Genomic DNA, 22,159 nt, shown 5'->3' on the forward strand with positions numbered 1-22,159 from the left:
GAAAGAAAAAGAAAGACGGAACCTTATATAAGGATTATTTCTATTATGCCTGCAAACATCGTCGCCTGGTAGACGGTCATAAATGTGGATATCGTAAACAATGGAGCGAAGAGAAGATTAACAATGCAGTAGAAGAAGTTATCCGGAAACTGGTGAAGAATCCGAAATTTGAAGAAGCAATTCTGAATAAAATTGGTTCAAGAATAGATACAGAAGAAATAGAAAAAGAGATTGAAAGACTGGAAAAACAGTACAGGCAGCTGACCGGAGCAAAAGCAAGACTTGGACAGCAGATGGATAGCCTGGACATCATGGATAAATTTTATGAAAAGAAATATCAGGATATGGAGACAAGGTTATACCGTCTGTATGATGAAATTGAAGGCGTGGAGAACAGTATAGAAGAAGTCAAGAACCGCCTGCTGAATATTCAGCAACAGAAAATATCAGAAGAAAACGTCTATCAATTTCTTTTATATTTTGATAAACTATATGATAAGTTCACCGACCTGGAGAAGAAAGAATTTCTTAACAGTTTTGTAGAACAGGTGGACATTTACGAGCAGGAGCAGCCAGATGGCAGATTCCTGAAGCACATAAAGTTCCGCTTCCCGGTGTATTTTGGAGACAGGGAAATACAGGAACTTTGTTGGGACAACGAAAGTACCGTTGAAACTGTGTGCCTCTTGAGCAACCGAAAACCAGATACCACGGTAAAACTCAGCGTGGATATGGATGATTACTATCGTATTAAAGATGGTAAAGAGCCTAAATAAAATCGAATAATACACTGAATTAAAGCAGGATAGAAGCTGTTGATGCGTTAGAAGATAACGTGTCAGCGGCTTTTTCTTTTTATCTGAAAATCTATTAGTCAAATCTGAAAGGAGTCAATTCTATGGCAAAGAAAAATGTAAGGAATATGAAGGTTTGTGGACAGAGCGGTTATAAATATGAGACAGTTCCGGCAATTACATTAAAAGGAAAGTGGCTGGAAGAACTGGGATTTCATCTTGGGGATTATGTGCAGGTGAAATGTGAAAATGGTCAGCTGATTATCACGCCGGATGTGGATAAAGCACAAGAGCAGGAAGCGAAGACCGCATTTATGGATGAGGAGATTAAGAAACTGATAATCAGATACCAGAATGAAAAAGAAGAAATTACTGCAAAATATGTGGCAGAGCAGAGTGCAGGCTGTTATGGAAAGAAAGCATGAGAGGGGGAGAATGTATGGCAAGGATTATAATGTGTGGATCATTTAAAGGGGGAGTTGGCAAAACTGCCAGCTCCTGGAATTTGGCGTATTCACTGGCTGAGATGGGAAAAAGGGTTCTGGCTGTTGATTTTGACAGCCAGGCAAATCTGACAACCTGCTTCGGAGTAGAAGATCCTGCGGCTGTGCCGGTGACGATTGGACATCTGATGATGAATCGGCTGGAAGATGAGGAAATGCCGGATCCGTCAGAGTTTATACAGAGTAGAAATGGTGTGGACTTTATTCCATCATCCATGATGCTTTCAGCAGTGGACAGTAAGCTGCGGATGGAGATGGGTTCAGAGAAGATGCTGACTGGTATTCTGGAGCCGCTGAGAGGGCTGTATGACTATATTATTGTAGACACCTGTCCATCGCTCGGAACATTGACGATTAACGCATTGACGGCGGCTGATGAGGTGATTATTGCCGTCAATCCGCAGCTTTTGGCAACGATGGGATTGCAGGATTTTATCCGGACAGTGAAGAAAGTCAGAAGCAGACTGAATGACCGCCTGCAGATTGCAGGGATCCTGCTGACTATGTGTGATGCCAGAACAAATCTCTGTAAGGTAATCACAGAACAGCTGACGGATACTTTTGATGGACAGATCCGGATTTTTAAGAGTATCATACCAAACACAGTAAAGGTGGGAGAATCAATTTATTACAGTGAGCCGCTTCTGGAGTATGCACCGGAGAATAAGGCTTGTAAAGCATACCGGAATCTGGCAGAGGAGGTGGTTGGGGATGAAAGCTAATGCACCAAAAGAAAAGTATTTCAGGACGCACTGGACCTTCTTGCTGAGGATCCGGTGAAGAATACGCCAGTGCCTGTGAACGGGATTGTTTCTATTCCGGTTGAGGAAATACATTCGTTTCATGATCATCCGTTCCGGCTGTATGAGGGAGAACGCCTGGAAGATATGGTACAGAGCATCAGGGATCATGGTGTGCTGAATCCGGTGATTGTGAGGAAAGCTGCAAGGGGCTATGAGATGCTTGCAGGGCATAACAGAACCAATGCGGCAAAGATATCAGGATTGACAGAGATACCTGCGATTCAGTATTTATCAGGTTTTGCCGAAGCTGATTGAATTGTGGGGGATGAACATCAGGACGGATGTGGAGGCTAAAAAACTTCATGCAACAGACCGTGAAATGACAACTCCCCTGTTTCTTCTCCGGTGTGTGCAGCTGGGGATTTCCATCCGGGATCTGGATCTGCTGACTATCGGGATGGTGAATGATATGTTTGTGGAAAGCAGGAACGATGAGTATAAGGGATGGAGACAGGTTGCCACGCAGGAGGATTTTGACAGGTTCTGATCTGATGAAATGTGGTGACAGGATGTTTCAGAAAGGGTATAATGGGTTTATCAAAGTCGGGATTTGGAGGAGATTCTTATTTATGAAAAAAGGAATAAATAAATCAATCTTATTTTATATTGCATCAGTTCTGTTTCTCGTAGCCTCAGCTATAGACTTTACGAGTGGAAATGAAAATTCTATGGCTATAGTATGGTTATGTCTTGGTTCTTCGTTTCTTTGCTTGGGTTCGACTCATAAGAAAAAGGAAAACAATACAGATGATAAATAATTTCCTGCTTGTATTGCTGGAAAATCGGGATTCATAGAGTCCTTTTGTGATTTGCAACTGCTGGTTGACAGATTTACAGCCTGAAATGGTGGAATGCAAACAGCAAAACTGTTATATTTAGCTCATAAAATCTGCAAAAGGAGGAAAAAATGATTTTAGCTGATAAGATTACAGAGGAAAGAAAAAAGAATGGATGGTCACAGGAAGAACTAGCCAATCAGTTGGGCGTATCCAGACAGGCAGTATCTAAGTGGGAAAGTGCAGGAGCTGTTCCAGATTTGCAAAGAATTTTACAGATGTCGGAGCTTTTTGGTGTTAGTACAGATTACCTATTAAAAGATGAAATGAAAGCAGAAAATATCACCTATCACGAAAGTACTGAAAGCTATGCAGAACCGTTGAAAAAAGTAACTATGGAGAATGCAAATGAATTTCTTGACATGAAAAGAAATGGATCCAAAGTAGTGGCAAACGCAACAAGTATGTGTATCTTAAGTCCAATATTATTGATTGTTCTTGTGACAATGGCAGAAGATAGCGTATTTCATGTTTCGGAATCTCTGGCAACAGTATTTGGATGTGTTTTTTTGCTTGGAATGGTTGCGGCAGCCGTCTTTTTGTTTATTACATATGGAATGAGTGAATCACATATGGAACATTTTGAAAAAGAATGCTTTGAAACAGAGTATGGTGTATCTGGAATGGTACGAGAAAAAAAAGATTCCTATGAACCAATTTTTATCAGAGGAACGGCTGTTGGGGTAGTGCTTTGTATACTGGCAGTGATTCCGACAATTATTGCCGAATCTATGGAAGCGTCCGACTATTACTGTGGTCTTTCCGTTGGATTACTGCTATTCATACTTGCAATAGGAGTGAATCTGTTGGTTCGTGTTGGGATGGTAAAAAGCAGTTACGATACCCTTCTTCAGGAAGGGGAATATACAAAAGAAGAAAAACTGTTTAAGAAAAAGACTGACACGTTTTCTGGTGTATATTGGTGCTTGACTACAGCGATTTACCTTGCATGGAGCTTCTGGACGATGAGCTGGGATATTACATGGATTGTATGGCCGGTTGCAGGTGTTTTGTTTGCAGCATTGCTTGGTGTGGCGAAAATGGTGTTAAAGAGTGGCAGTGAAACTCAGCACTATATTTAAGATGGAGTTAAGTTTATTTTCCGCATATTATACTCATCCAGAAATTCAAGTTTGGAGAATTGAGGAAATCGTGAGCTGTTGAATGAATTTTTGAGGATTACCGAGGAAACAGTATGAAAAAATGCAAATATTGTGGTAAAAAACTAAATGGCAATTTTGAATTTTGTAACAGTAAATGTGAAAATTGTTATGAAAAGATGGTGGATAAGGACAGCCATAAAATCAAGTATTTTATATTAGGTATTATTTTGGGTTTCTTAGTTATGTTTTATGGCATTATTTCTAACAATAATGTCTTCATAATAGGAATTGGAATTATAGTAATGGGTATGGATGTTGTTTTATTGCCATTTACAACTCCCGAAACAATAAATTTTCTAGGATATAAAAAGTCGAAATTTGCAGGAAGAATATCGGGTATATTGCTTATAGTAGTTGGAGTATGGATGTGGTTTATCCAATGCGTCGTAAAACCTCTTGCTTTAGCTATGGGGATATAAGACGCGTCCATCGAATTTACGCAAGTAATTGAGATGGACAAAATAGCGGTTGTATTAAATGGAAAAATATAGTATAATACAAACATGAATACAACATATAAATCAAACAACAATGTCGTCTATTCGTGCAAATACCATGTAGTATGGTGTCCTAAATATAGACGAAAAGTATTAACCAATGGTGTAGATACCAGGTTGAAGGAACTGCTCACAGAGTATGCTGCAAATCTTTCTGTAGAGATTCTGGAAATGGAAATCATGCTGGATCATGTTCATATGCTGCTGGAAGTAGACCCTCAGTTTGGTATTCACAAAGCCGTAAAATCTTTCAAAGGCTATACTTCCAGAATTTTAAGACAGGAATTTCCATATCTTAAAACTAAGATGCCGACGCTTTGGACAAACAGCTATTTTGTATCGACGGTGGGTGGTGCTCCGCTGGAAGCAGTAAAACAGTATATCGAAAACCAGAAAACATCGCAGAGACAAAAGGATAAGATGGGATAATGCAAAAAGGGATCAAATTCAGAATCTACCCGAATAAAGGACAGAAAGCCTTCATCCACCAGACGCTGGGATGCTGCAGGTTCATCTATAACCGGGGACTTGCCATGCGTAAGGAAGGCTATGAAAAAGGGAAAAAAATCGGCTATGGCCAGACTTCTGCCATGCTGACGGAACTGAAAAAGCAGGAAGAGTTTGCTTTTCTGAAAGAAGTCGATTCCATCGCATTACAGCAGTCATTGCGGGATCTTGACCGGGGATTTGTAAACTTTTTTCAAAAAAGGGCGTCCCATCCAACTTTCAAAAGCAAACATAACCATTTTCAGTCGTACAGAACGGTAAATCAAAAAGACAACATTCGTATCGTGGGAAGATATATCAAACTTCCGAAGCTCGGATATGTGAAAGTGCGTCAGTCAATGGAAGTGGGAAACATTCATCACGTAACCATTGAGCATACGCCATCCGGAAAATATTTTGCGGTTTTGAACGTTGAATTTGAACCGGAACTGCGACCTAATCAGGGTGGAACGATTGGGATTGATGTTGGAATCAAAACGTTCTATTCTGACAGCAACGGAAATACAGTAGCGAATCCCAAATATCTGGAACGCTCGATGCGAAAACTTGTAAGGGAACAGCGCAGACTTTCCCGAAGAGAGAAAGGATCCCATAACCGGGATAAGCAGCGAATTCGAGTTGCCAAAGTACATGAAAAAGTAACGAATCAAAGAAATGATTTCCTGCAGAAACAGTCAACGATGCTGGTGTGTGAAAACCAAACCATCTGCATCGAAGACCTGCATGTAAAGGGAATGATCCGGAACCATAAACTGGCAAAGTCGATAGCCAGTGTTTCGTGGGCAAAGTTTTTCGAAATGCTGGAATATAAAGCTGTGTGGTATGGAAATGAAATCCGCAAAGTACCAACGATGTATCCGAGCAGCCAGACCTGCAGTTCCTGTGGCTATCGGAATCCGCTGGTGAAAAATCTGCGCATTCGTATCTGGGAGTGCCCCGGGTGTCATGCAGTTCATGACCGGGATACGAATGCAGGCATCAATATTTTGAAAAAAGGACTGCAGCTGCAGTCGGCATAAAGATAAGAAAACTGTACCGCAGGGCATGCGGGAACAGTATAAAGATAGCCTGTGGACACCGTGTAAGACATTGCAGTACCGTAAGGTATTTGCCAATGCAATGGTGGAAGAAACAGGAATCCCCCTGCTTTAGCTGTGGGGAGTGTCAATCAATGATAAATCCCAGCCTGTAAAATTGAAAATAAATTGAAAATCACGAAATCGGAGGAGTTAATGATTATGTGGAATAAATTAGGCATAAGTGGAGGAACTGCAATTGTTATTTTGATCGCACTGTATTTCGTTATCAAATGGGCAGTGAAAAATGGTATCAAAGAAGCCTACAGTGCTATCACTGGAAAGAAAAAGAAAACGGATGAAGATGTCAGAAACGAAAAAGAACTGAAAGAACTTGGATTTGAGTTAGAAGATAAATAAAAGTTTTCAGGGGGGTTATGAAGAAAAAAGTACTTGCAATTATGTTGGTTACGGTATCAATAATGTTGATTTCGGCGTGCGGGAAAAAAGAAAAACTGTACGAAATTCCTAACCTGTCGCAGTATAAGACAGATTATGTAGGAGATTCTTCGAATGTTATAAACATTGTAAGCGGTCAAGAGTATCCGGAGGGATACTCATATGACAGTATAGAGATACAGTCTGAAACAGAGCCTTATGGATTAACAGTTTTTCTAAAAGATGAGCCGTCTGCATCCAGGATTGCAGATGAATTGCAGGTCAATGCAGATATGACATTTAACTTGATTGGTAATTTGGGAACACTTGAGTATAGAATAGCAGACAGCAAAGAAATCATTGCATCGTATGAACGGTAGAAAGAGTATTCTTCAACTTTCAGTTCTATTGATTGAATAAGAGATGATATGGAAAGCATTTGTCAGGAATGGCAGGTGCTTTTTTTGTGCCCGGAGTGCTCCGGTATTTTTGAGCCTTTTTTTATGAGATTTATGGGGAAGCTGCATATTCCGCAAGAACTGCGCATCCGTTCCAGAGGAACGGAGCGCCATTCCGCTTCAAACTGAGCAAAGCTCAGCAGGTTGATTAATTACTATTGGTTATTCTGCGATCCCTGCCAGGAAATTCAAGGCGATATGCCTTGGATGTCATTCGACTTAAGCAGGCATCTGCGTAGGTGGAATCCCCAAAAAGCTGATACCATCCGGATACTGGAATCTGTGAGATAATAATAGTTGCCTTGCGGCAGTCTCTGGACTCGATGATTTCAAATAAATCGCGGCATTTCTCGATGTCCAGATCCATTAAGCCGAAATCATCTATCACCATGAGATCATAAGCTGCCATTTCATTCGAATACTCAAAGTAAGTACCTTCCTGCCTGGCATGATCTGATTCCTTTAAGAGTGTGTTCGCACGTATGTATTTAACAGTACGGTTCTGATGCATTGCTGTGATACATAAGGCGCAGGCGATGTGCGTTTTCCCAGCACCGGCCCCTCCGGTCATCAGCAGGTTATTCGGCTCATCGATCCAATCACACTTGGCCAGAAGTTCTATGACGTGTGTATTCAGCTGACGTTCTGGATCATAGATTGAACTGTCAAGATCAGCTGCAGGATATTTCAGGGTCGCTTTCTTCATGAGACGTTTAAACTTTTTACTCTCACGCTGATCCCACTCCTGATTTACAATAGCAGCAAAGCGGACTTCAAATGGTTCGAGACCTGTGTTTGGTTCCAGCAGCTGCTTTTCAAATGCTTCAGCCATACCGGACATGCGAAGTTTATACAGCCGATCCATGAGTATGTTCTGTTCCTTTGTGAGTTTATCGTTATAAAGATAGTCTTTTAATCTGTATGCCATAGTACGTCACCCTTACTTATAGTAGTCCTTTCCTCTGATATTTTCATGATTGGGCAGTGTTCCTGGTGAATGCTCGGGGAGTTCCTTCACATCCATCTTTTTCAGCATCTGCTTGAAGGTAAAATACTTACAGGAATTGATCTCTATACATTTACGGGCAACTTCTTCAGCAGCACCTTTCGGGATTGTTTTTACTTTATGCAGGATACCTGCACAGGCATTATAGGACTGCTCTTCATGTTTTGATGATTTAAGGAGTCTGTCAATCAGTTCTGACATCGCAGGACCAATGGCAGAAGTCCAGCGGCGGTAATAATTACCATCCTTTGAATTGACTTCTTTGTAATAAAGGTGTTCTGGCGGCATATGTTCATCTACCGTGATATACAGCGGAAACTCTCTATAAGACCGCTTATGTGTACAGATCAGCCGATTATACTGATCACAGATTCTGATCTCTGAAGCGGTTGCCTTCAGGATTGCAGGCTTGCCACAGTAAGAGTACAATACGGAGTAGTAGTGGCCGTCATACTCGATGTGGTAATTGTTGGGAACTTTTAGGACCGCTTTATAGTCGCAAGCCGTGTAACATCCGCCTGGCAGTGGTTTCATACATGGTTTGTCATACTTTTCGAAAGCATTCTGTCTTGAGAAGTCCTTGCCTTGAAAAGATCGTTTATTGAGGACTGCTACTATTTTTTTTGATTTCAGCATTTAGGTCTTCAAATGATACATATATCTTTTCTTTCAGTTTCTCAACCAGGTGTATTTCAAGATAACGTACATGATTTTCAACTGTAGGCTTGCCTTTCGGCTTTCTAGCGGGTGGTGGAAGAACTATAGTTTCATAGAAATCTTCCAGATCTGCAAATGTAGACTGCAGGATAAGTTCATCCTTTGTGTGCTTGGTTACAGCAGTTCGCAGGTTATCGGGCACAAAGTATTTCGTAACAGCACCATAAAATGAAACAGCATGGGCACAGCCTTCTATAAAACATGGGAGCTTCTCATTTGGAAAAGCTTCTGCATAGATCAGACTGCTGACTCCAAGAGTGGTCGCAAAGATATGGACTTTTTTGATCTCGCCCGTTTCGGTATCTGTTAACAGTTCCGGCTGATCACCGACCCAGTCGATATACATCTTTTCACCCGGGATTCGGTTTACGGCCATGGATACCTTCTGGCCACCATAGTTTTCTGCTATGAATCGGTTGAAGTATTCGTAAAACTGTGACTTCTCATAACCATCAGGATTCTTTTCTTTATAATCCAGCCAACAGAACGAAATGTTCATGCGGCTCCCTGGTGCATGGATTCTGTCATAGTAATACTGGAAATCTGGAAGTGGGACATCTTTCCTCTGTAGATTTTTCTGCGGATAGAAAAGGTTCTCAACTTCCTTAGGTGCCATCATTCGGAGTTCCTCGATTGGGATTCCGTTGGCATGGTATCGGCTCATGATCAGATTTAATGTACCTGAGCCAATCTTGTAACGGTCCATAACGGACCTGGTCTGGCATCCATTCAAACGCATCTGGATGGAGCCGATAATCGTGTTGTAGTCTTGCATAGTTATGCCTCCTTTCGCAATCATTTGATGACTACGAAAGAACTATAACACGTTGAAAACTTATTGATCAGCTGAAGCGGAAACGCGTTCAGTTACATCCGGAAAGACTGATCAGCTCTTAGCGGAATGCGTGGTCAGATGAGCCGGAATTTGCAGGGAAGCCGCATGGCAGGGAACAGAATCCAGGGGATCACTGTCGAGATTGGCGGCGATACCACGAAATTGCAGACCGCCTTAAAGGGGGTTAATACAGAAATCCGGAATACGCAGAGCCAGCTGAGGGATGTGGAGAAGCTGCTTCCGGTGACGGGAGTGGCGGCAGATATGGTAATTTCGCCGCAGATGGCCGTGGCAGACAGCGGTGTGATTACCGGTACGGGAACATCCGGCGGTGCGGATCTGACAGCCGGTATTGTGGCGGCACTGAAGGAGGTGCTGGGTGATCAGAAGGGACAGCAGGGGGATCTGGTGATTCCAGTTTATCTGGGGAACCAGCTGCTGGATGAGGTGATTGTGACGGCACAGCAGAGAATGAGTCTGAGGAGCGGAGGTAGATAGGATGGCTTTTTTTCAGTATCTTGTGTTTGACGGGGAGAACCTGCCGCTTCCGGATTCTTATGAGGGGAGCTGGAGGATGTGGAAGCGGATTCCGGCGGTGAGACAGAGGCAGGGACAACACAGAGGGATGTGGTGCGGCATGGTGTGGTGCGGATCCCGGTGTCGTTTTCCGTTACGGCGAAGTGGTTGAAGAAGCTGGCGGGGTATGCGAAGAAGGATAAGATCAGCGGGTAGTATTTTGATGTGGAGACGCTGGGGATGAAAACAGCGGAAATGTATGTGACGGGGTATAAGGCGAAGCTGAAAAAGGATACCAGTTATAAGGGGCTGTGGACGGTGAGTTTTACGTTGAAGGAGATGTAGGGAAATGGTATACTGGAAGCATCAAATCGTAATTTGCACAATTCTTGAACTCAACACAAACTGCCATCAGTGTTGTTCCGTTGCCCGTTCTTTGCTGGTAGAATAAAACCATCAAATGAAGGAGCAACAAGCCATGAATACAGATAAAATCTATGCAGAACAACTCGCAAACGAATATGCACTCAAGGACACCTCCAAGGTGATTGCTCTTCGCAAACTGGATGCAAAAGCCAAGCTTCCCGCAACCGTTTTTACCTATACCTTCGGCATTATCACTGCGCTGGTAGCCGGTGTTGGAATGTGCCTTTCCATGAAGGTCATCGGCAGCGGTAGCACCACTATGTTTGTCCTCGGCGTGATTGTCGGCATTATTGGGCTGCTGGGCATGGGCGTTAATTACCCCATCTACAAAAAATTGCTGGCACAGGGCAAGCAGAAATACGCTTTTGAAATCATGGAACTGGCAAAAGAAATCAGCGAGATGTAAACAATAACACGAAAGAAGGTGAGAACGATTGAATAGATCGGAAAGCAGATATTTTGCTACCGCAGCCAGAATGGACGAAGCCTTTCTGACCCTTCTGGCAAAAAAGAATTTTGAGTATATTACAATCAAAGAAATCTGTGAAGTAGCAGGGGTCAATCGTTCCACCTTCTATCTGCACTATGAAACGATGTCAGACCTGCTCTCGGAGAGTGTCGGTCGTATGAACGAGCAATTTCTTGCTTCTATGGAGAAAGATTCGGATGCCTTTTCTACAAAGCTGCGGAATTGCCCGAGGGATGAATTATATCTAATTACGCCGGATTATTTAACACCTTACCTCAGCTACATTAAGAATAACAAGCGACTGTTCCGCACAGCAACAGAAAATGCGGCGGTGTTGGGGATGGATAAAAGCTATGATAGGATGTTCCGTCATGTGTTTACGCCGATTCTCGACCGCTACGGTGTACTACAGCAAGATCGACCTTATATCATGGCCTTTTATATTCGGGGACTGATGGCAATTATCTCAGAATGGCTCAAGAACGACTGCACCGATTCCATTACGTATGTTACAGGTTTGATTCAGCAGTGTGTAAAAATTCCACAAAGCGAAACACCGAACGCTGTTTGACAATTTCAAGTTTGGAGAATTGAAAAAAACGGAATTTATCTATTAAGACATATAAACTCTTGACAATAAAGCTCCTATATAGTATGTTTTTAATAAACTACTATATAGGAGCTTTTGTATGGAAATGAATGGAGGATTTCTTGTCACCAAAATAAAACAGCTTGGAGACCGGATTTTTGAGAAGATTCTCAGTGAAAAGAATATTGATGCGTTTAATGGAGCCCAGGGACGTATTCTTTATGTGCTGTGGCAGGAGGATGGTATCTCAATCAGGTCACTCTCGACTAAATGCGGATTAGCGATAACATCTCTTACTACGATGCTGGAAAGAATGGAAAATCAAGGGCTGATAAGCCGTGTTCAGTCTGAAACGGACAAAAGGAAAACACTCCTGTTTCTGACTGAGAAAGCACATGCCTTAAAGGGCGAGTACGATTCTGTATCTGATGAGATGGGCAGTATTTACTACAAAGGTTTTTCAGAGGAAGAAATTATCCGGTTTGAGGAATGTCTCGACCGCATCAGAAAGAATCTTGAGGAGTGGCAGAAGTCATGAGTATTTGTATCAAAGATCAGATTCAGAACATGAATATCGTCATTGGCTGCACAGTGGGGTGTACATATTGCTATGCCCGCAACAACGTGAAACGCTGGCATATGATTGATGACTTCGCTGACCCTGAATTCTTTCCGGGTAAGCTCAAGATGATGGAAAAGAAACGTCCGCAGAACTTTCTTCTTACTGGGATGAGCGATCTCTCCGGATGGAAGCCGGAATGGAGAGACGAGGTATTTGCAAAGATCCGTGAAAATCCACAGCATCAGTTCCTGTTCCTTACCAAGCGACCTGATCTGCTGGATTTTGATACCGATCTGGAAAATGCATGGTTTGGCGTTACGGTGACGAGGAAAGCCGAACTGTGGCGTATCGACGCCCTTCGGAAAAACATCAGAGCAAAGCATTACCATGTTAGCTTTGAACCGTTATTCGACGATCCCGGTACAGTTGACCTTTCCAGAATCAACTGGATCGTTGTCGGCACTATGACCGGGGCTCAGAGCAGGAAGATTCATACGGAGCCGGAATGGGCATGGTCTCTGACGGATCAGGCACACGCACTCGGCATTCCGGTGTTTATGAAGGAAGACCTTGTCCCTATCATAGGGGATGAAAATATGATTCAGGAAATGCCGGAAGAATTTAATAAAGTGTTAGAGGTACAGAAATCATGGAAGAAGTAATAAATGGAATCCTCATTCGTGAGGTGGAAACAAAGAACATCATGACTAAGTCTAGTCTGCCGGTAGGCGGTTACTCGGTCAATCCCTATGTGGCTGTACACATGCCTGCAAGTATTGCTATGCTTCTTTTATGAAGCGCTTTAGCGGGCACAAGGAGGAATGGGGCACTTTCCTTGATGTGAAGCATTGGCCGGAAATTAAAAATCCGAAGAAATATGCCGGACAGCGGGTGGTCATCGGTTCTGTGACAGATGGCTACAATCCACAGGAGGAGCAATTCGGGAATACCAGAAAACTTCTGGAGCAGCTGAACGGCAGTGACGCAGATATTCTGATCTGCACAAAGTCGGATCTTGTGGTACGGGATATTGATCTGCTGAAGAAGCTTGGACATGTAACCGTTTCATGGTCGATCAACACACTAGATGAAAATTTCAAGAACGATATGGATTCTGCTTCGAGCATTGAGCGCCGTATCTCTGCTATGAAGCAGGTATATGAAGCAGGTATCCGTACAGTCTGTTTCGTATCCCCGGTATTCCCCAGTATCACGGATTTTGAAGCAATCTTTGAGCGGGTAAAGGATCAATGCGATCTGTTCTGGCTCGAAAATCTCAATCTTCGAGGCGGTTTCAAAAAGACAATTATGGATTATATCGCCGGAAAATATCCTGATCTTGTACCACTTTACGACGAGATCTATAACAAGCATAACCGCAGCTACTTTGAAGCACTTGAAGTAAAAGCTGAGAAAATGGCTAAGAAGTATGATTGTGCCTTTGTGGATAATGAAATGCCTTATGGCAGAGTCCCGCAGGGACATCCGGTGATCGTAGATTATTTCTATCATGAGGAAATCCGTGGGACAGAGAATACCGGAAAAAGAAATCGCTAACTTCAAGTTTGCAGGGAAGGTGGCTATCATGGAGATGAAGAGAAATGGATGAGAGGAAAGCGTATTGGTTTGAACAGCCATATATGCCGCAGATGAAAAATATTGCGGTGGCTCCTGTTATTCTGGAAGATGGAAGACTGTCCTTCTGTGTTCCAGGGGATGATGGTCCTCCGTGGTCCGGGGTGTGGAACCTGACTGGAAAGGTTGTTTTGGACGGGGATGATTATTTTGAGTTCCAGTGTGATGATGAAGTGATGCACAGACGGGGTGGAACATATAAATTTCATGCTTTGGATGTTGATACATTCAGCAGGGAAACGTGTCAGTGGATATCACAGGGAAAAGAGATTGCAGACTGCTGTAAAACAACAGAAGAACTGCATGAATGGTACCTGAAACATTGGACTTATAACAGATAGAATGATTATATTTACGAAGGCATCGGTCACCTGGTTGGCTGGTGCTTTTTTCGTGGGGAAATGGAGGTGGCGGGATGTATCCGGTATCGGATGGGTTTCTGAGAGCTGTGAAGAGCAATACAAGAAAATATTACTGGACGGGTACGATCGTTACCAGAGGCGGAATGACGTATGAGTCGGGGCGAAGGAGATTGTGAAGGGTTCCGGGTATATTTCCAGGCAGTGCTGTGGAAGCACGGAAATTGAACTGGGGACGGTGTATGCGGCGGAGATGGGGATCACGCTTCTGAGTGACATTGACAGGTATACGCTGGAGGATGCTCAGGTGACGCTGGTGTTTCATCTGGTGCTGGCGGATGGTTCGGTGGAAGATGTGCCGATGGGAGTTTTTGAGGTCAGTGAGGCGAACCGTCTGGCAAAGTGCCTGGAACTGAAAGCCTATGATTTTATGCTGCGGTTTGATAAGAGTTTCAACGGGTTTGAGACTGTGGGGACTGCTTATGATTTTATTGCTTTGTGCTGTAAGCGGTGTAAAGTGGAGTTTGCGAATAAGAGGGCGGAGATTGATGCCATGCCGAATGGCGGGGTGACGCTTTCTGTTTATACTGAAAATGATATTGAGACCTGTCGGGATGTGCTGTTTTATGTGGCACAGGTTCTGGGAGGTTTCTTTATTATTAACAGGGAGGGAAAGCTGGAACTGAGAAAGTACGGGAAGGATCCTGTGATGAAGGTGGAGCAGAGACACCGGTTTTCTTCCAGCTTTTCGGATTTTATTACCAGATACACGGCAGTGAGTTCCACCAACAAGCAGACGCAGATTGCAGAGTATTATGCTCTGGATCCGGATAATGGGCTGACCATGAACCTGGGTGTGAACCCGCTTCTGCAGTTTGGGTTAAAGGAGACCAGGGAGATGTTGTGCAGCATTCGGATGAATGGTGTGATACCTGTGTGTCTGCTGCAGGGATCAGGGCAGGATGCAGTGAGTTGATCGGCAGGGAGTGCGGCGTGGAGGAATACGTGAAGATCTTCAGGGAGGTGGGGATCTGGATCGAAGACGGAACCATCACGCCGGAGCCGGGTTATGTGATTGTGTATAACTGGGACAAGGCCACACAGCCGAATGACGGGTACAGTGACCATATCGGTTTTGTGGAGGAGGTTTCCGGTGGGAATGATTACTGCTATTGAAGGTAACCGGGGTGAAAAGGTTGACAGAAGGGTGATCCCCCTGGGATGGGGATATATCCGCGGATATGCGGCTCCGCAGTATGAGAAGGCTGTGAAAGGAACCGGCGGGAATCCTGGTACAGGAAAGAAAAGTGTGGAAGCTGTGGCGAAGGAAGTGATTGCCGGAAAGTGGGGGAACGGCGAGGACAGAAAGAAGAGACTGCAGGCTGCAGGGTATGATTATCCGGCAGTGCAGGCGAAGGTGAATGAGCTGGTGAAAAGTAGCAACAAAAAAGAGTGTGGAAACTGTAGCAAAGGAAGTCATTGCCGGAAAGTGGGGAACGGCGGGGACAGAAAGAAGAGACTGCAGGCTGCGGGATATGATTATGGGGCAGTGCAGAGAAAAGTGAATGAGTTGATGAGATAGTAGGAAGCCTGCTGTTGTCTGTGGAGAAATCTGCGGATGATGGCAGGCTTATTTTTTTGTTTGAGGTTTCAAACTTTTATGTGACAAACATAACTGTCTGTGCTATTATAAAAACGATATAAGCGAAAATGACTTTTGCGGAAACGAAAGTATCTTTATATTTTTTTATCCGTATACTTCCTATAATGGGAATGAATACTTGCAAAGTTGATTACTAATATTTTTTCATTATTACAGGTACAATAAGAACATGTAATAGCGGAAATGAGGTATAGTTACTTGCAGATAGAGAAGTATATTGCGGATAAAATAACATTTTTGTGTGAAAAGCGTGATATCAGTAAATATAGATTATCGCAGCTGTCGGGAATTTCCCAGTCATCACTGGGAAGAATCATGGCGCAGGAAAACCTGCCGTCGCTGATTACACTTGAAAAAATATGTGCAGCTTTGGGCGTGACATTATCACAGTTTTTTCAGGAAGGTAATTCAGAGAATCTGACAGAAAAACAGAAAGAAGTTTTAAGGATATGGAACAATCTGAGTACAAATGAGCAGGAAACAGTAATGTCAATGCTGCGTGGACTTCGGAAGTAGGAGAACAGTTCGAGTATATGTATCGGCTGTTCTTCTTTTGTTTTTAGGCGTTAAAACGGTAATGTTTTTCTTGTACATAGTCGAGCATTAGAGTATAATAAAACCAGTTTTTTTTCATATGTTTAAAAGCTATAATAAGAAAAACGGCAAAACAGATGAAAGTCTGCGACGCAAAGCTATAGGGCCTGTAAAATGGTAGCCAGTTGCCACGTTAAAGATGCATTGTCTGCAATGACAATGCTTTTTTCATTTTTGGAGATTAAAAAGAAACTAAAACAGGCAATAATTGGTGGATGCTAAAATATAAAAATGAAGTAGATAAAAACGCAGGTGTAAAGGAAATCGGTTATGTGGAAGAAAATTAAGTCAGCACAGGAACAAAAAAATACATTTAGGATAAAAAAAGAGTTATGGATTCCGGTATTTGTATTGATGATCGGTTTGGTTGTTCTGGTGAATATAGACATTCGTGCGGATAGCAGTCAAAGGGATTTGATAAGGTCAAGAGCTGAATTAAACGCAGTAACGTATGCAGATCATATGAAGGCTGATATCGTGAGGGGAATTGATATTACAAATACTTTTGAACAGATTGTTATTAGTGAAAACGGAAAAATTTCCATGTTCTCGAAAGTTGCAGAGAATATGATGGCAGATTATATCCAGAGTATTCAGATCGCACCAGACGGCGTAGTGACTGAGATTTATCCGGAAGACGGAAATGAGGCTGGAAAGATAGATCTTATTTATGATAAAGAACGAGGAAAGATATCTTGTTATGCCAGAGACAATGATGTGATAACCATGCAGGGACCATTTTCTTTGAAACAGGGTGGAACGGGGATTGCTGTAAGAAATCCGGTGTATGTGGAGCAGAAAAATGGCGAAAGGACATTTTGGGGATTTACAATTGTAATTATTCGTGTACCGGATATATTCGCTGATTCTATAAAGTCACTTACCGATTTTAGCTATGAATATAAGTTGTCTAAAAGTATTGCACCGTGGGATGAAACATACGAAGAAGTGTATGGCTCAGTTGTGGAAATGATTGATCCTGTCACATATACTTTCGAATTAGGTGACAGTCAATGGATTCTGGAAGTGATGCCTGAAAACGGATGGAATAGCAATGAAAAGTTATATAGACTATGGGGCTGCGGTTTACTGATTGTTTTGCTTTTAACTGGATTTGTTTTTATGATTATGTTACTGCACAGGACACAGGAATCGGAAAACACAGTAGTGGAATTAAATAAAAAACTGCAGAAAGCATTGGAGCAGGCGAAAACAGCCAGTGTTGAAAAATCTAATTTTCTGTTTAATATGTCACATGATATACGTACTCCTATGAATGCAGTTATTGGTATGACGTCATTAATAAGACATGATGCAGGAAATAAAGATAAAGTAATAGAGTATGCAGATAAAATAGATATTTCATCCCAGCATCTGTTAGGGATTATTAATGATATTCTGGATATGAGCAAAATTGAGGCAGGAAAAACAGTTTTTAAATACGATGATTTCTCTATTCTGAATTTTATACAGGAAATCAATAATCTATTTCATTCACAGATAGATGAAAAGAAACAGATTCTTACAACAAAGAAAAATATCCGACATGAGTGGGTGAACGGGGATCAGCTTCGCCTGATGCAGATTTTCAGCAACCTGCTTTCTAATGCAGTGAAGTACACGCAGGAAGGTGGAGAAATTCAGTTTCTGGTAGAAGAATGTGAAACAAATTCATCCGTCCATGCAAAGTACCGTTTCTTAGTCAGGGATAATGGAATAGGAATGTCAGCAGATTTCAAAGATAAAATCTTTGATGCTTTTACCCGTGCCGAAAGTTCTGTGACGAATAAGATCCAGGGAACCGGTCTTGGAATGGCTATTACCAGAAATCTGGTTGAAGCAATGGGAGGTACCATTGATTTGGAGAGTGAACTGGGACAGGGAAGTTGTTTTGAGGTTTTCATAGAGCTGAGAATTGCAGAGGATAGAACAGTTGCTCTGGCGGCACAAGAAAAAACAGATGAGCAGGATGGTAATATTCTGCAGGGAATGAGGTTCCTGTGTGCAGAGGATAATGAGCTGAATGCTGAGATCCTGACGGAACTGTTAAAGACTGAAGGTGCAGAATGTACCATCTGTGAAAATGGTGAAGAGGTTTTGAAAGCATTTGAACAGTCTGCTCCGGGGGATTATGACATGATCCTGATGGATGTGCAGATGCCTGTTATGAATGGTTATGAGGCAACAAAGGCAATCCGCAGAAGCTCCCATGAACTGGCAAAGAAGATTCCGATCATTGCCATGACCGCCAATGCATTCTCAGAGGATATCCAGCATTCTCTGGCAGCCGGTATGAATGCTCATGTTTCAAAACCAGTTGAGATGAAGGTACTGGAAAAGACAATCAGAAGTATAAAATCCGGCGGGGAGGCACCGAAGTGCAGGTTATTGAAGAGTGATAAATGGATTTGATGCGGCAGTGCAATTTTATGAAATCAGGAGGTTGACAGGAAGATGTATAGAGAAATATATTTGCCAGACAGGCAGACAGGAGATTTAATATGATTTCGAGAGCAAAGAAATATGTGGCAGTGTTACTGGTTTTTGTATGCGTGTGTATGATATTTTCTCCCCAGACTGCATATGCAGCCGAGGACAGTTCGCAGCATGAAACTGTCAAAGTCGGTTTCTTTGCCATGGATGGTTATCACATGATGGATGAAGAGGGGAACCGTAGCGGTTATGGCTATGATTTCCTTCGGTTGATGGCTCGTTATTGGGATGTAGATTACGAATATGTCGGATACGATCAGAGCTGGGATGATATGCAGCAGATGCTTGAAGATGGCGAGATTGACATGGTAACATCTGCCCGCAAAACACCGGACAGAGAAGAAAAGTTTGATTTTTCACGTCCGATCGGAACCAATTATGGGATGCTGACCGTCCGCAGTGACAACAGCACGATTGTGGACGGCGATTACAGCACTTACAACGGTATGCGTGTGGCGCTTTTGAACGGAAACACCCGGAATGAAGAGTTTGCGGATTTTGCAGACAACAAAGGATTTACATATGTTCCATCTTATTTTGATACGACCGCAGAGATGGAGGAAGCCCTTCAGAGCGAAAAAGTTGATGCGATTGTTACCAGTTCTCTGAGAAAAACAAACAATGAGCGAATCGTGGATAAATTTGGCAGCAGCGATTTCTATGTCATTGTTAAAAAGGGCAATACAGAATTGCTGAATGAGATCAATTATGCGATCGATCAGATGAATGCGGTTGAGGGGGACTGGAAAACGACGCTTTACAATAAAAATTATGAAAGCATAGAAACTAAAAATCTGGAATATACGGAGCAAGAAAAAAGTATTATTGCACAATATTCCAAGGACAACCCGCTTCATGTTCTGTGTGATCCGACCCGTTATCCATATTCTTATAATGAAAATGGTGAGATGAAGGGTATTATCCCGGATTACTTCCGGAAAATTGCAGACTATGCCGGGATTTCCTATGAGTTTCTTACACCTGCTACCAGAGATGAGTATATTGCTTATCAGAAAAATACGGAAACCACAGATATGAGTATCGATGCACGCCTGGAAACAGATAACTATGCTGAGACGAAAAAATGGGGGCTTACTGCACCTTTCATTACAATGCAGCTGGCAAGGGTGACACGGCGTGACTTTGATGGAAAAATCAATGTTGTTACTACGGTTGACCAGACAGCATCAAATTCCATTGAAGATGCAATGGCACCAGGCGCAGAAAAACTGATGTGCAGTACCCGACAGGAAATGATGGAGGCTGTCCGTAAGGGAAAAGCCGATGCTGCCTTCGTCTACTATTACATGGCACAGGCGTTTGTGAATAGTGACACCACAGGCACCCTGACATATACTTTGCTGGAACAGCCTACATACACCTACCGCATGGTAATATCATCAACAGAGAATCATGCACTGGCTGGCATCCTGACGAAAGCAATGTATGCCATGCCCCAAAATCTTGTCGAAGATATAGCAGCACGGTATACCACATACAAAGCAGCAGATCTGACATTTGTTGACTGGATCCGTCTGCATCCTGTTGTTACTGTTTGGGTTCTTCTTATTTTCGGATGGCTGCTGACTACTATGGCTGTGATAGCAATGCGTCTCAGTGCAAGAAAAAAAAACTCAGAAGGCAGCCCAGGAGACGGCTGAGAAAATGGCGGAACTGGCAGAGCATGCGCAGGCTGCAAACAAGGCAAAAACAGCATTTCTGTCACATATGTCCCATGATATGAGAACACCGATGAATGCAATCATGGGATTTACCGGTATTGCAATGAAAAAAAATCCTTCAGACGAAGTGAAAAATTGTCTGGAAAAGATTGATGAAAGTTCAGAGTATTTACTGTCGCTGATCAATGATGTATTAGATCTGACTCGCGTGGAAAGTGGAAAAGTGAAATACAATCCGGTACCGGCAGATTTGAAAAGTATCACAGATTCTGCACTGGATATTACAAAAGGTTTTCTTACGAACAGGGATATCAGCTTTAAGATCCAGCGTGAAGAAGCAAAGATCCCAAATGTACTTGTGGATCCTGTACGTCTGCGAGATGTGCTGGTTAATATTCTGAGCAATGCCGTGAAGTTCACTCCGGATGGAGGGACGATTACATTTGAAACCCGGTGTCAGGAAAAGGGCGGGGATGGATATATAAATATGCATTACCGCATTTCGGATACTGGTATTGGCATGAGTGAGGAATTTACAAAAGAAGTTTTTGAGGAATTTGCACAGGAAGATTCCGATGTGAGAACGCAGTACCATGGAGCGGGACTGGGGATGGCTATCGTAAAGAAGTATGTAGATATGATGGGTGGAACCATTTCCGTGCAGAGTAAAAAGCATGAGGGAACCACATTTACTGTGGATATTCCTTTGGAAATTACAGATAAGGAATGTAATAAGTCAGACACAGGTTTTTCTGAAAAGGTAAATCTTACAGGTGTGAATGTTCTTATTGCAGAGGATAATGAACTGAATGCAGAGATTGCTGCCGTGCAGTTGGAAGAGTTCGGGATGAATGTAGAAAGAGCTGTGGATGGAAAGAATGCTGTTGAGATTTTCAGAAATCATCCGGAAGGCACATTTGATGTAATCCTGATGGATATCATGATGCCTGAAATGAATGGTTATGAAGCGGCAAAAGCAATCAGGGCGATGAATGACAGACCGGATGGAAAAAACATTCCTATTATAGCAATGACAGCCAATTCATTTGCAGAAGATGTTCAGGCATCACTGGATGCAGGAATGAACGCACATTTGTCAAAGCCGATTGTGATTGAGGAAGTTATAAAAACGATTTTAAGGTATGTTCATAATGATTAGCAGAGGTTCATGAATTAGTGGAATACAATTGACAGGAGGGCTAAAAGATGACAATGCAGGAGTGCTATAAAGCTATCGGAGGAAATTATGAGGCTGTTTTGGGACGCCTTCACAGCGAAGCACTGATTCAGAGATTTACATTAAAGTTCCTTGAAGACCAGAGTTATCTACAGTTAAAACAGGCATTGGAAAATAAAAATTATGAAGATGCTTTCCGCAGTGCGCACACATTGAAAGGGGTGTGTCAGAATCTTTCCTTTGACCGTCTGTTAGTAAATTGACACAAGTTGGCTGTAGAGTATAATTATAGTAAAAGTACAGCAGAAGCTGTCGCAAAGATATTTATAAAAATGTTGTGGGGGTATTGAACATTAATGAATGTAAAATTAAAATCTGGAGCAAGCAAGCAAGCAAGCAAGCAAGCAAGCAAGCAAGCAAG

At 42.6% G+C, this 22,159-nt stretch carries 26 protein-coding genes, 5 pseudogenes and 1 riboswitch; of the genes and pseudogenes, 28 read left to right on the plus strand and 3 right to left on the minus strand.

The features are described 5' to 3' along the window. The 12 genes and pseudogenes from DXA93_RS16785 to DXA93_RS16840 all read left to right on the plus strand — a co-directional run. Window positions 1-776: pseudogene (locus DXA93_RS16785) on the plus strand (recombinase family protein); the annotation flags it as partial. Window positions 777-898: 122 nt separating this feature from the next. Next, window positions 899-1,219: a SymE family type I addiction module toxin gene (locus tag DXA93_RS16790; protein WP_117509302.1), complete on the plus strand. Its 321-nt coding sequence runs from the start codon at window positions 899-901 to the stop codon at window positions 1,217-1,219. 14 nt (window positions 1,220-1,233) lie between these two features. Beyond that, the gene (locus DXA93_RS16795) at window positions 1,234-2,019 is read left to right on the plus strand and encodes a ParA family protein (protein ID WP_119208847.1); all 786 of its coding nucleotides are present in this window, start codon (window positions 1,234-1,236) and stop codon (window positions 2,017-2,019) included. Window positions 2,020-2,094: 75 nt separating this feature from the next. Beyond that, window positions 2,095-2,355, plus strand: coding sequence for a ParB N-terminal domain-containing protein (locus DXA93_RS16800; protein ID WP_334295367.1), 261 nt, complete (start codon window positions 2,095-2,097; stop codon window positions 2,353-2,355). A 10-nt stretch (window positions 2,356-2,365) separates the two neighbouring features. Then, window positions 2,366-2,587: a hypothetical protein gene (locus tag DXA93_RS16805; protein WP_147343095.1), complete on the plus strand. Its 222-nt coding sequence runs from the start codon at window positions 2,366-2,368 to the stop codon at window positions 2,585-2,587. Window positions 2,588-2,669: 82 nt separating this feature from the next. Next, window positions 2,670-2,858 carry a hypothetical protein gene (locus DXA93_RS16810; protein ID WP_117509428.1) on the plus strand — a complete coding sequence of 63 codons (189 nt, stop codon included), beginning with the start codon at window positions 2,670-2,672 and terminating at the stop codon, window positions 2,856-2,858. Between the two features lie 149 nt (window positions 2,859-3,007). Then, on the plus strand, window positions 3,008-4,018 hold the full coding sequence (locus DXA93_RS16815; protein ID WP_117509301.1) for a helix-turn-helix domain-containing protein: 1,011 nt from the start codon (window positions 3,008-3,010) through the stop codon (window positions 4,016-4,018). Between the two features lie 113 nt (window positions 4,019-4,131). After that, on the plus strand, window positions 4,132-4,518 hold the full coding sequence (locus tag DXA93_RS16820) for a DUF2116 family Zn-ribbon domain-containing protein (RefSeq protein ID WP_117802751.1): 387 nt from the start codon (window positions 4,132-4,134) through the stop codon (window positions 4,516-4,518). Window positions 4,519-4,602: 84 nt separating this feature from the next. Next, window positions 4,603-5,025, plus strand: coding sequence for an IS200/IS605 family transposase (tnpA, locus tag DXA93_RS16825; RefSeq protein ID WP_117802752.1), 423 nt, complete (start codon window positions 4,603-4,605; stop codon window positions 5,023-5,025). After that, a complete protein-coding gene (gene tnpB / locus DXA93_RS16830) occupies window positions 5,025-6,122 on the plus strand; it encodes an IS200/IS605 family element RNA-guided endonuclease TnpB (protein ID WP_119208851.1) in 1,098 nt (365 codons plus the stop codon). Before tnpA ends, tnpB begins: the two co-directional genes overlap by 1 nt. A 219-nt stretch (window positions 6,123-6,341) precedes the next feature. After that, complete coding sequence (locus DXA93_RS16835; protein WP_117801763.1) at window positions 6,342-6,539, plus strand: DUF6019 family protein; 198 nt, start codon at window positions 6,342-6,344, stop codon at window positions 6,537-6,539. Between the two features lie 17 nt (window positions 6,540-6,556). Then, window positions 6,557-6,937: a DUF4825 domain-containing protein gene (locus DXA93_RS16840; RefSeq protein ID WP_117801762.1), complete on the plus strand. Its 381-nt coding sequence runs from the start codon at window positions 6,557-6,559 to the stop codon at window positions 6,935-6,937. A 226-nt stretch (window positions 6,938-7,163) separates the two neighbouring features. Here DXA93_RS16840 and DXA93_RS16845 read toward each other — a convergent pair whose 3' ends face one another. Genes DXA93_RS16845 through DXA93_RS18775 form a run of 3 tightly spaced genes read right to left on the minus strand, consistent with a single transcriptional unit; the run spans window position 7,164 to window position 9,513 of the window. Then, a complete protein-coding gene (locus DXA93_RS16845) occupies window positions 7,164-7,943 on the minus strand; it encodes an ATP-binding protein (protein ID WP_055221200.1) in 780 nt (259 codons plus the stop codon). A 12-nt stretch (window positions 7,944-7,955) separates the two neighbouring features. Continuing rightward, the gene (locus tag DXA93_RS18770; protein ID WP_243109255.1) at window positions 7,956-8,657 is read right to left on the minus strand and encodes a Mu transposase domain-containing protein; all 702 of its coding nucleotides are present in this window, start codon (window positions 8,655-8,657) and stop codon (window positions 7,956-7,958) included. Further along, window positions 8,620-9,513, minus strand: coding sequence for a transposase (locus DXA93_RS18775; RefSeq protein ID WP_243109256.1), 894 nt, complete (start codon window positions 9,511-9,513; stop codon window positions 8,620-8,622). The genes DXA93_RS18770 and DXA93_RS18775 overlap by 38 nt, the downstream gene beginning before the upstream one ends. A 165-nt stretch (window positions 9,514-9,678) precedes the next feature. On the opposite strand from DXA93_RS18775, the pseudogene DXA93_RS21070 reads away from it, so the two are divergent. From DXA93_RS21070 to DXA93_RS16920, 16 genes and pseudogenes are all read left to right on the plus strand, one after another. Then, window positions 9,679-9,813: pseudogene (locus DXA93_RS21070) on the plus strand (phage tail tape measure protein); the annotation flags it as partial. Window positions 9,814-10,072: 259 nt separating this feature from the next. After that, a pseudogene (locus DXA93_RS20785) lies at window positions 10,073-10,434 on the plus strand (hypothetical protein). Window positions 10,435-10,567: 133 nt separating this feature from the next. Continuing rightward, window positions 10,568-10,921 carry a hypothetical protein gene (locus tag DXA93_RS16865; RefSeq protein ID WP_013274291.1) on the plus strand — a complete coding sequence of 118 codons (354 nt, stop codon included), beginning with the start codon at window positions 10,568-10,570 and terminating at the stop codon, window positions 10,919-10,921. A gap of 28 nt (window positions 10,922-10,949) precedes the next feature. Next, the gene (locus DXA93_RS16870; protein ID WP_119208853.1) at window positions 10,950-11,555 is read left to right on the plus strand and encodes a TetR/AcrR family transcriptional regulator; all 606 of its coding nucleotides are present in this window, start codon (window positions 10,950-10,952) and stop codon (window positions 11,553-11,555) included. A 118-nt stretch (window positions 11,556-11,673) separates the two neighbouring features. Next, window positions 11,674-12,111 carry a radical SAM mobile pair system MarR family transcriptional regulator gene (locus tag DXA93_RS16875; RefSeq protein ID WP_007884694.1) on the plus strand — a complete coding sequence of 146 codons (438 nt, stop codon included), beginning with the start codon at window positions 11,674-11,676 and terminating at the stop codon, window positions 12,109-12,111. Continuing rightward, window positions 12,108-12,797 (plus strand): radical SAM mobile pair protein A, encoded by a 690-nt coding sequence (locus tag DXA93_RS16880; RefSeq protein ID WP_117509300.1) that lies wholly within the window; start codon window positions 12,108-12,110, stop codon window positions 12,795-12,797. The genes DXA93_RS16875 and DXA93_RS16880 overlap by 4 nt, the downstream gene beginning before the upstream one ends. Continuing rightward, window positions 12,785-13,692: pseudogene (locus DXA93_RS16885) on the plus strand (radical SAM mobile pair protein B). Before DXA93_RS16880 ends, DXA93_RS16885 begins: the two are co-directional and overlap by 13 nt. Window positions 13,693-13,736: 44 nt before the next feature. Beyond that, window positions 13,737-14,111 (plus strand): hypothetical protein, encoded by a 375-nt coding sequence (locus DXA93_RS16890; RefSeq protein WP_055228657.1) that lies wholly within the window; start codon window positions 13,737-13,739, stop codon window positions 14,109-14,111. A gap of 74 nt (window positions 14,112-14,185) precedes the next feature. After that, window positions 14,186-15,036: pseudogene (locus tag DXA93_RS16895) on the plus strand (hypothetical protein); the annotation flags it as partial. Between the two features lie 65 nt (window positions 15,037-15,101). Then, window positions 15,102-15,305: a CHAP domain-containing protein gene (locus tag DXA93_RS18065; protein ID WP_199709578.1), complete on the plus strand. Its 204-nt coding sequence runs from the start codon at window positions 15,102-15,104 to the stop codon at window positions 15,303-15,305. After that, complete coding sequence (locus tag DXA93_RS16900; protein ID WP_243109257.1) at window positions 15,289-15,711, plus strand: hypothetical protein; 423 nt, start codon at window positions 15,289-15,291, stop codon at window positions 15,709-15,711. Before DXA93_RS18065 ends, DXA93_RS16900 begins: the two co-directional genes overlap by 17 nt. Window positions 15,712-15,990: 279 nt before the next feature. Then, window positions 15,991-16,308, plus strand: coding sequence for a helix-turn-helix domain-containing protein (locus tag DXA93_RS16905; protein WP_117801760.1), 318 nt, complete (start codon window positions 15,991-15,993; stop codon window positions 16,306-16,308). Window positions 16,309-16,443: 135 nt separating this feature from the next. Next, a riboswitch (cyclic di-GMP riboswitch) is annotated at window positions 16,444-16,519 on the plus strand. A gap of 137 nt (window positions 16,520-16,656) precedes the next feature. Further along, the gene (locus tag DXA93_RS16910; protein WP_119208855.1) at window positions 16,657-18,798 is read left to right on the plus strand and encodes an ATP-binding protein; all 2,142 of its coding nucleotides are present in this window, start codon (window positions 16,657-16,659) and stop codon (window positions 18,796-18,798) included. An 89-nt stretch (window positions 18,799-18,887) separates the two neighbouring features. Further along, complete coding sequence (locus tag DXA93_RS18785; protein WP_243109258.1) at window positions 18,888-20,540, plus strand: transporter substrate-binding domain-containing protein; 1,653 nt, start codon at window positions 18,888-18,890, stop codon at window positions 20,538-20,540. Window positions 20,541-20,544: 4 nt separating this feature from the next. Beyond that, complete coding sequence (locus DXA93_RS18790; RefSeq protein ID WP_243109259.1) at window positions 20,545-21,720, plus strand: ATP-binding protein; 1,176 nt, start codon at window positions 20,545-20,547, stop codon at window positions 21,718-21,720. 47 nt (window positions 21,721-21,767) lie between these two features. Further along, a complete protein-coding gene (locus DXA93_RS16920) occupies window positions 21,768-22,001 on the plus strand; it encodes an Hpt domain-containing protein (RefSeq protein WP_238061014.1) in 234 nt (77 codons plus the stop codon). Window positions 22,002-22,159 lie beyond the last annotated feature (158 nt).

Origin of the sequence: Blautia sp. OF09-25XD, from assembly GCF_003482095.1 — a bacterium.
Taxonomy (GTDB): domain Bacteria; phylum Bacillota; class Clostridia; order Lachnospirales; family Lachnospiraceae; genus Fusicatenibacter; species Fusicatenibacter saccharivorans.

Coding starts and splice junctions, on each gene's coding strand:
- DXA93_RS16790 (WP_117509302.1), top strand. CDS start 899: ATGGCAAAGAAAAATGTAAGGAATATGAAGGTTTGTGGACAGAGCGGT.
- DXA93_RS16795 (WP_119208847.1), top strand. CDS start 1,234: ATGGCAAGGATTATAATGTGTGGATCATTTAAAGGGGGAGTTGGCAAA.
- DXA93_RS16805 (WP_147343095.1), top strand. CDS start 2,366: ATGAACATCAGGACGGATGTGGAGGCTAAAAAACTTCATGCAACAGAC.
- DXA93_RS16810 (WP_117509428.1), top strand. CDS start 2,670: ATGAAAAAAGGAATAAATAAATCAATCTTATTTTATATTGCATCAGTT.
- DXA93_RS16815 (WP_117509301.1), top strand. CDS start 3,008: ATGATTTTAGCTGATAAGATTACAGAGGAAAGAAAAAAGAATGGATGG.
- DXA93_RS16820 (WP_117802751.1), top strand. CDS start 4,132: ATGAAAAAATGCAAATATTGTGGTAAAAAACTAAATGGCAATTTTGAA.
- tnpA (WP_117802752.1), top strand. CDS start 4,603: ATGAATACAACATATAAATCAAACAACAATGTCGTCTATTCGTGCAAA.
- tnpB (WP_119208851.1), top strand. CDS start 5,025: ATGCAAAAAGGGATCAAATTCAGAATCTACCCGAATAAAGGACAGAAA.
- DXA93_RS16835 (WP_117801763.1), top strand. CDS start 6,342: ATGTGGAATAAATTAGGCATAAGTGGAGGAACTGCAATTGTTATTTTG.
- DXA93_RS16840 (WP_117801762.1), top strand. CDS start 6,557: ATGAAGAAAAAAGTACTTGCAATTATGTTGGTTACGGTATCAATAATG.
- DXA93_RS16845 (WP_055221200.1), bottom strand. CDS start 7,943: ATGGCATACAGATTAAAAGACTATCTTTATAACGATAAACTCACAAAG.
- DXA93_RS18770 (WP_243109255.1), bottom strand. CDS start 8,657: ATGCTGAAATCAAAAAAAATAGTAGCAGTCCTCAATAAACGATCTTTT.
- DXA93_RS18775 (WP_243109256.1), bottom strand. CDS start 9,513: ATGCAAGACTACAACACGATTATCGGCTCCATCCAGATGCGTTTGAAT.
- DXA93_RS16865 (WP_013274291.1), top strand. CDS start 10,568: ATGAATACAGATAAAATCTATGCAGAACAACTCGCAAACGAATATGCA.
- DXA93_RS16875 (WP_007884694.1), top strand. CDS start 11,674: ATGGAAATGAATGGAGGATTTCTTGTCACCAAAATAAAACAGCTTGGA.
- DXA93_RS16880 (WP_117509300.1), top strand. CDS start 12,108: ATGAGTATTTGTATCAAAGATCAGATTCAGAACATGAATATCGTCATT.
- DXA93_RS16890 (WP_055228657.1), top strand. CDS start 13,737: ATGGATGAGAGGAAAGCGTATTGGTTTGAACAGCCATATATGCCGCAG.
- DXA93_RS16900 (WP_243109257.1), top strand. CDS start 15,289: ATGATTACTGCTATTGAAGGTAACCGGGGTGAAAAGGTTGACAGAAGG.
- DXA93_RS16910 (WP_119208855.1), top strand. CDS start 16,657: ATGTGGAAGAAAATTAAGTCAGCACAGGAACAAAAAAATACATTTAGG.
- DXA93_RS18785 (WP_243109258.1), top strand. CDS start 18,888: ATGATTTCGAGAGCAAAGAAATATGTGGCAGTGTTACTGGTTTTTGTA.
- DXA93_RS18790 (WP_243109259.1), top strand. CDS start 20,545: ATGGCGGAACTGGCAGAGCATGCGCAGGCTGCAAACAAGGCAAAAACA.
- DXA93_RS16920 (WP_238061014.1), top strand. CDS start 21,768: ATGACAATGCAGGAGTGCTATAAAGCTATCGGAGGAAATTATGAGGCT.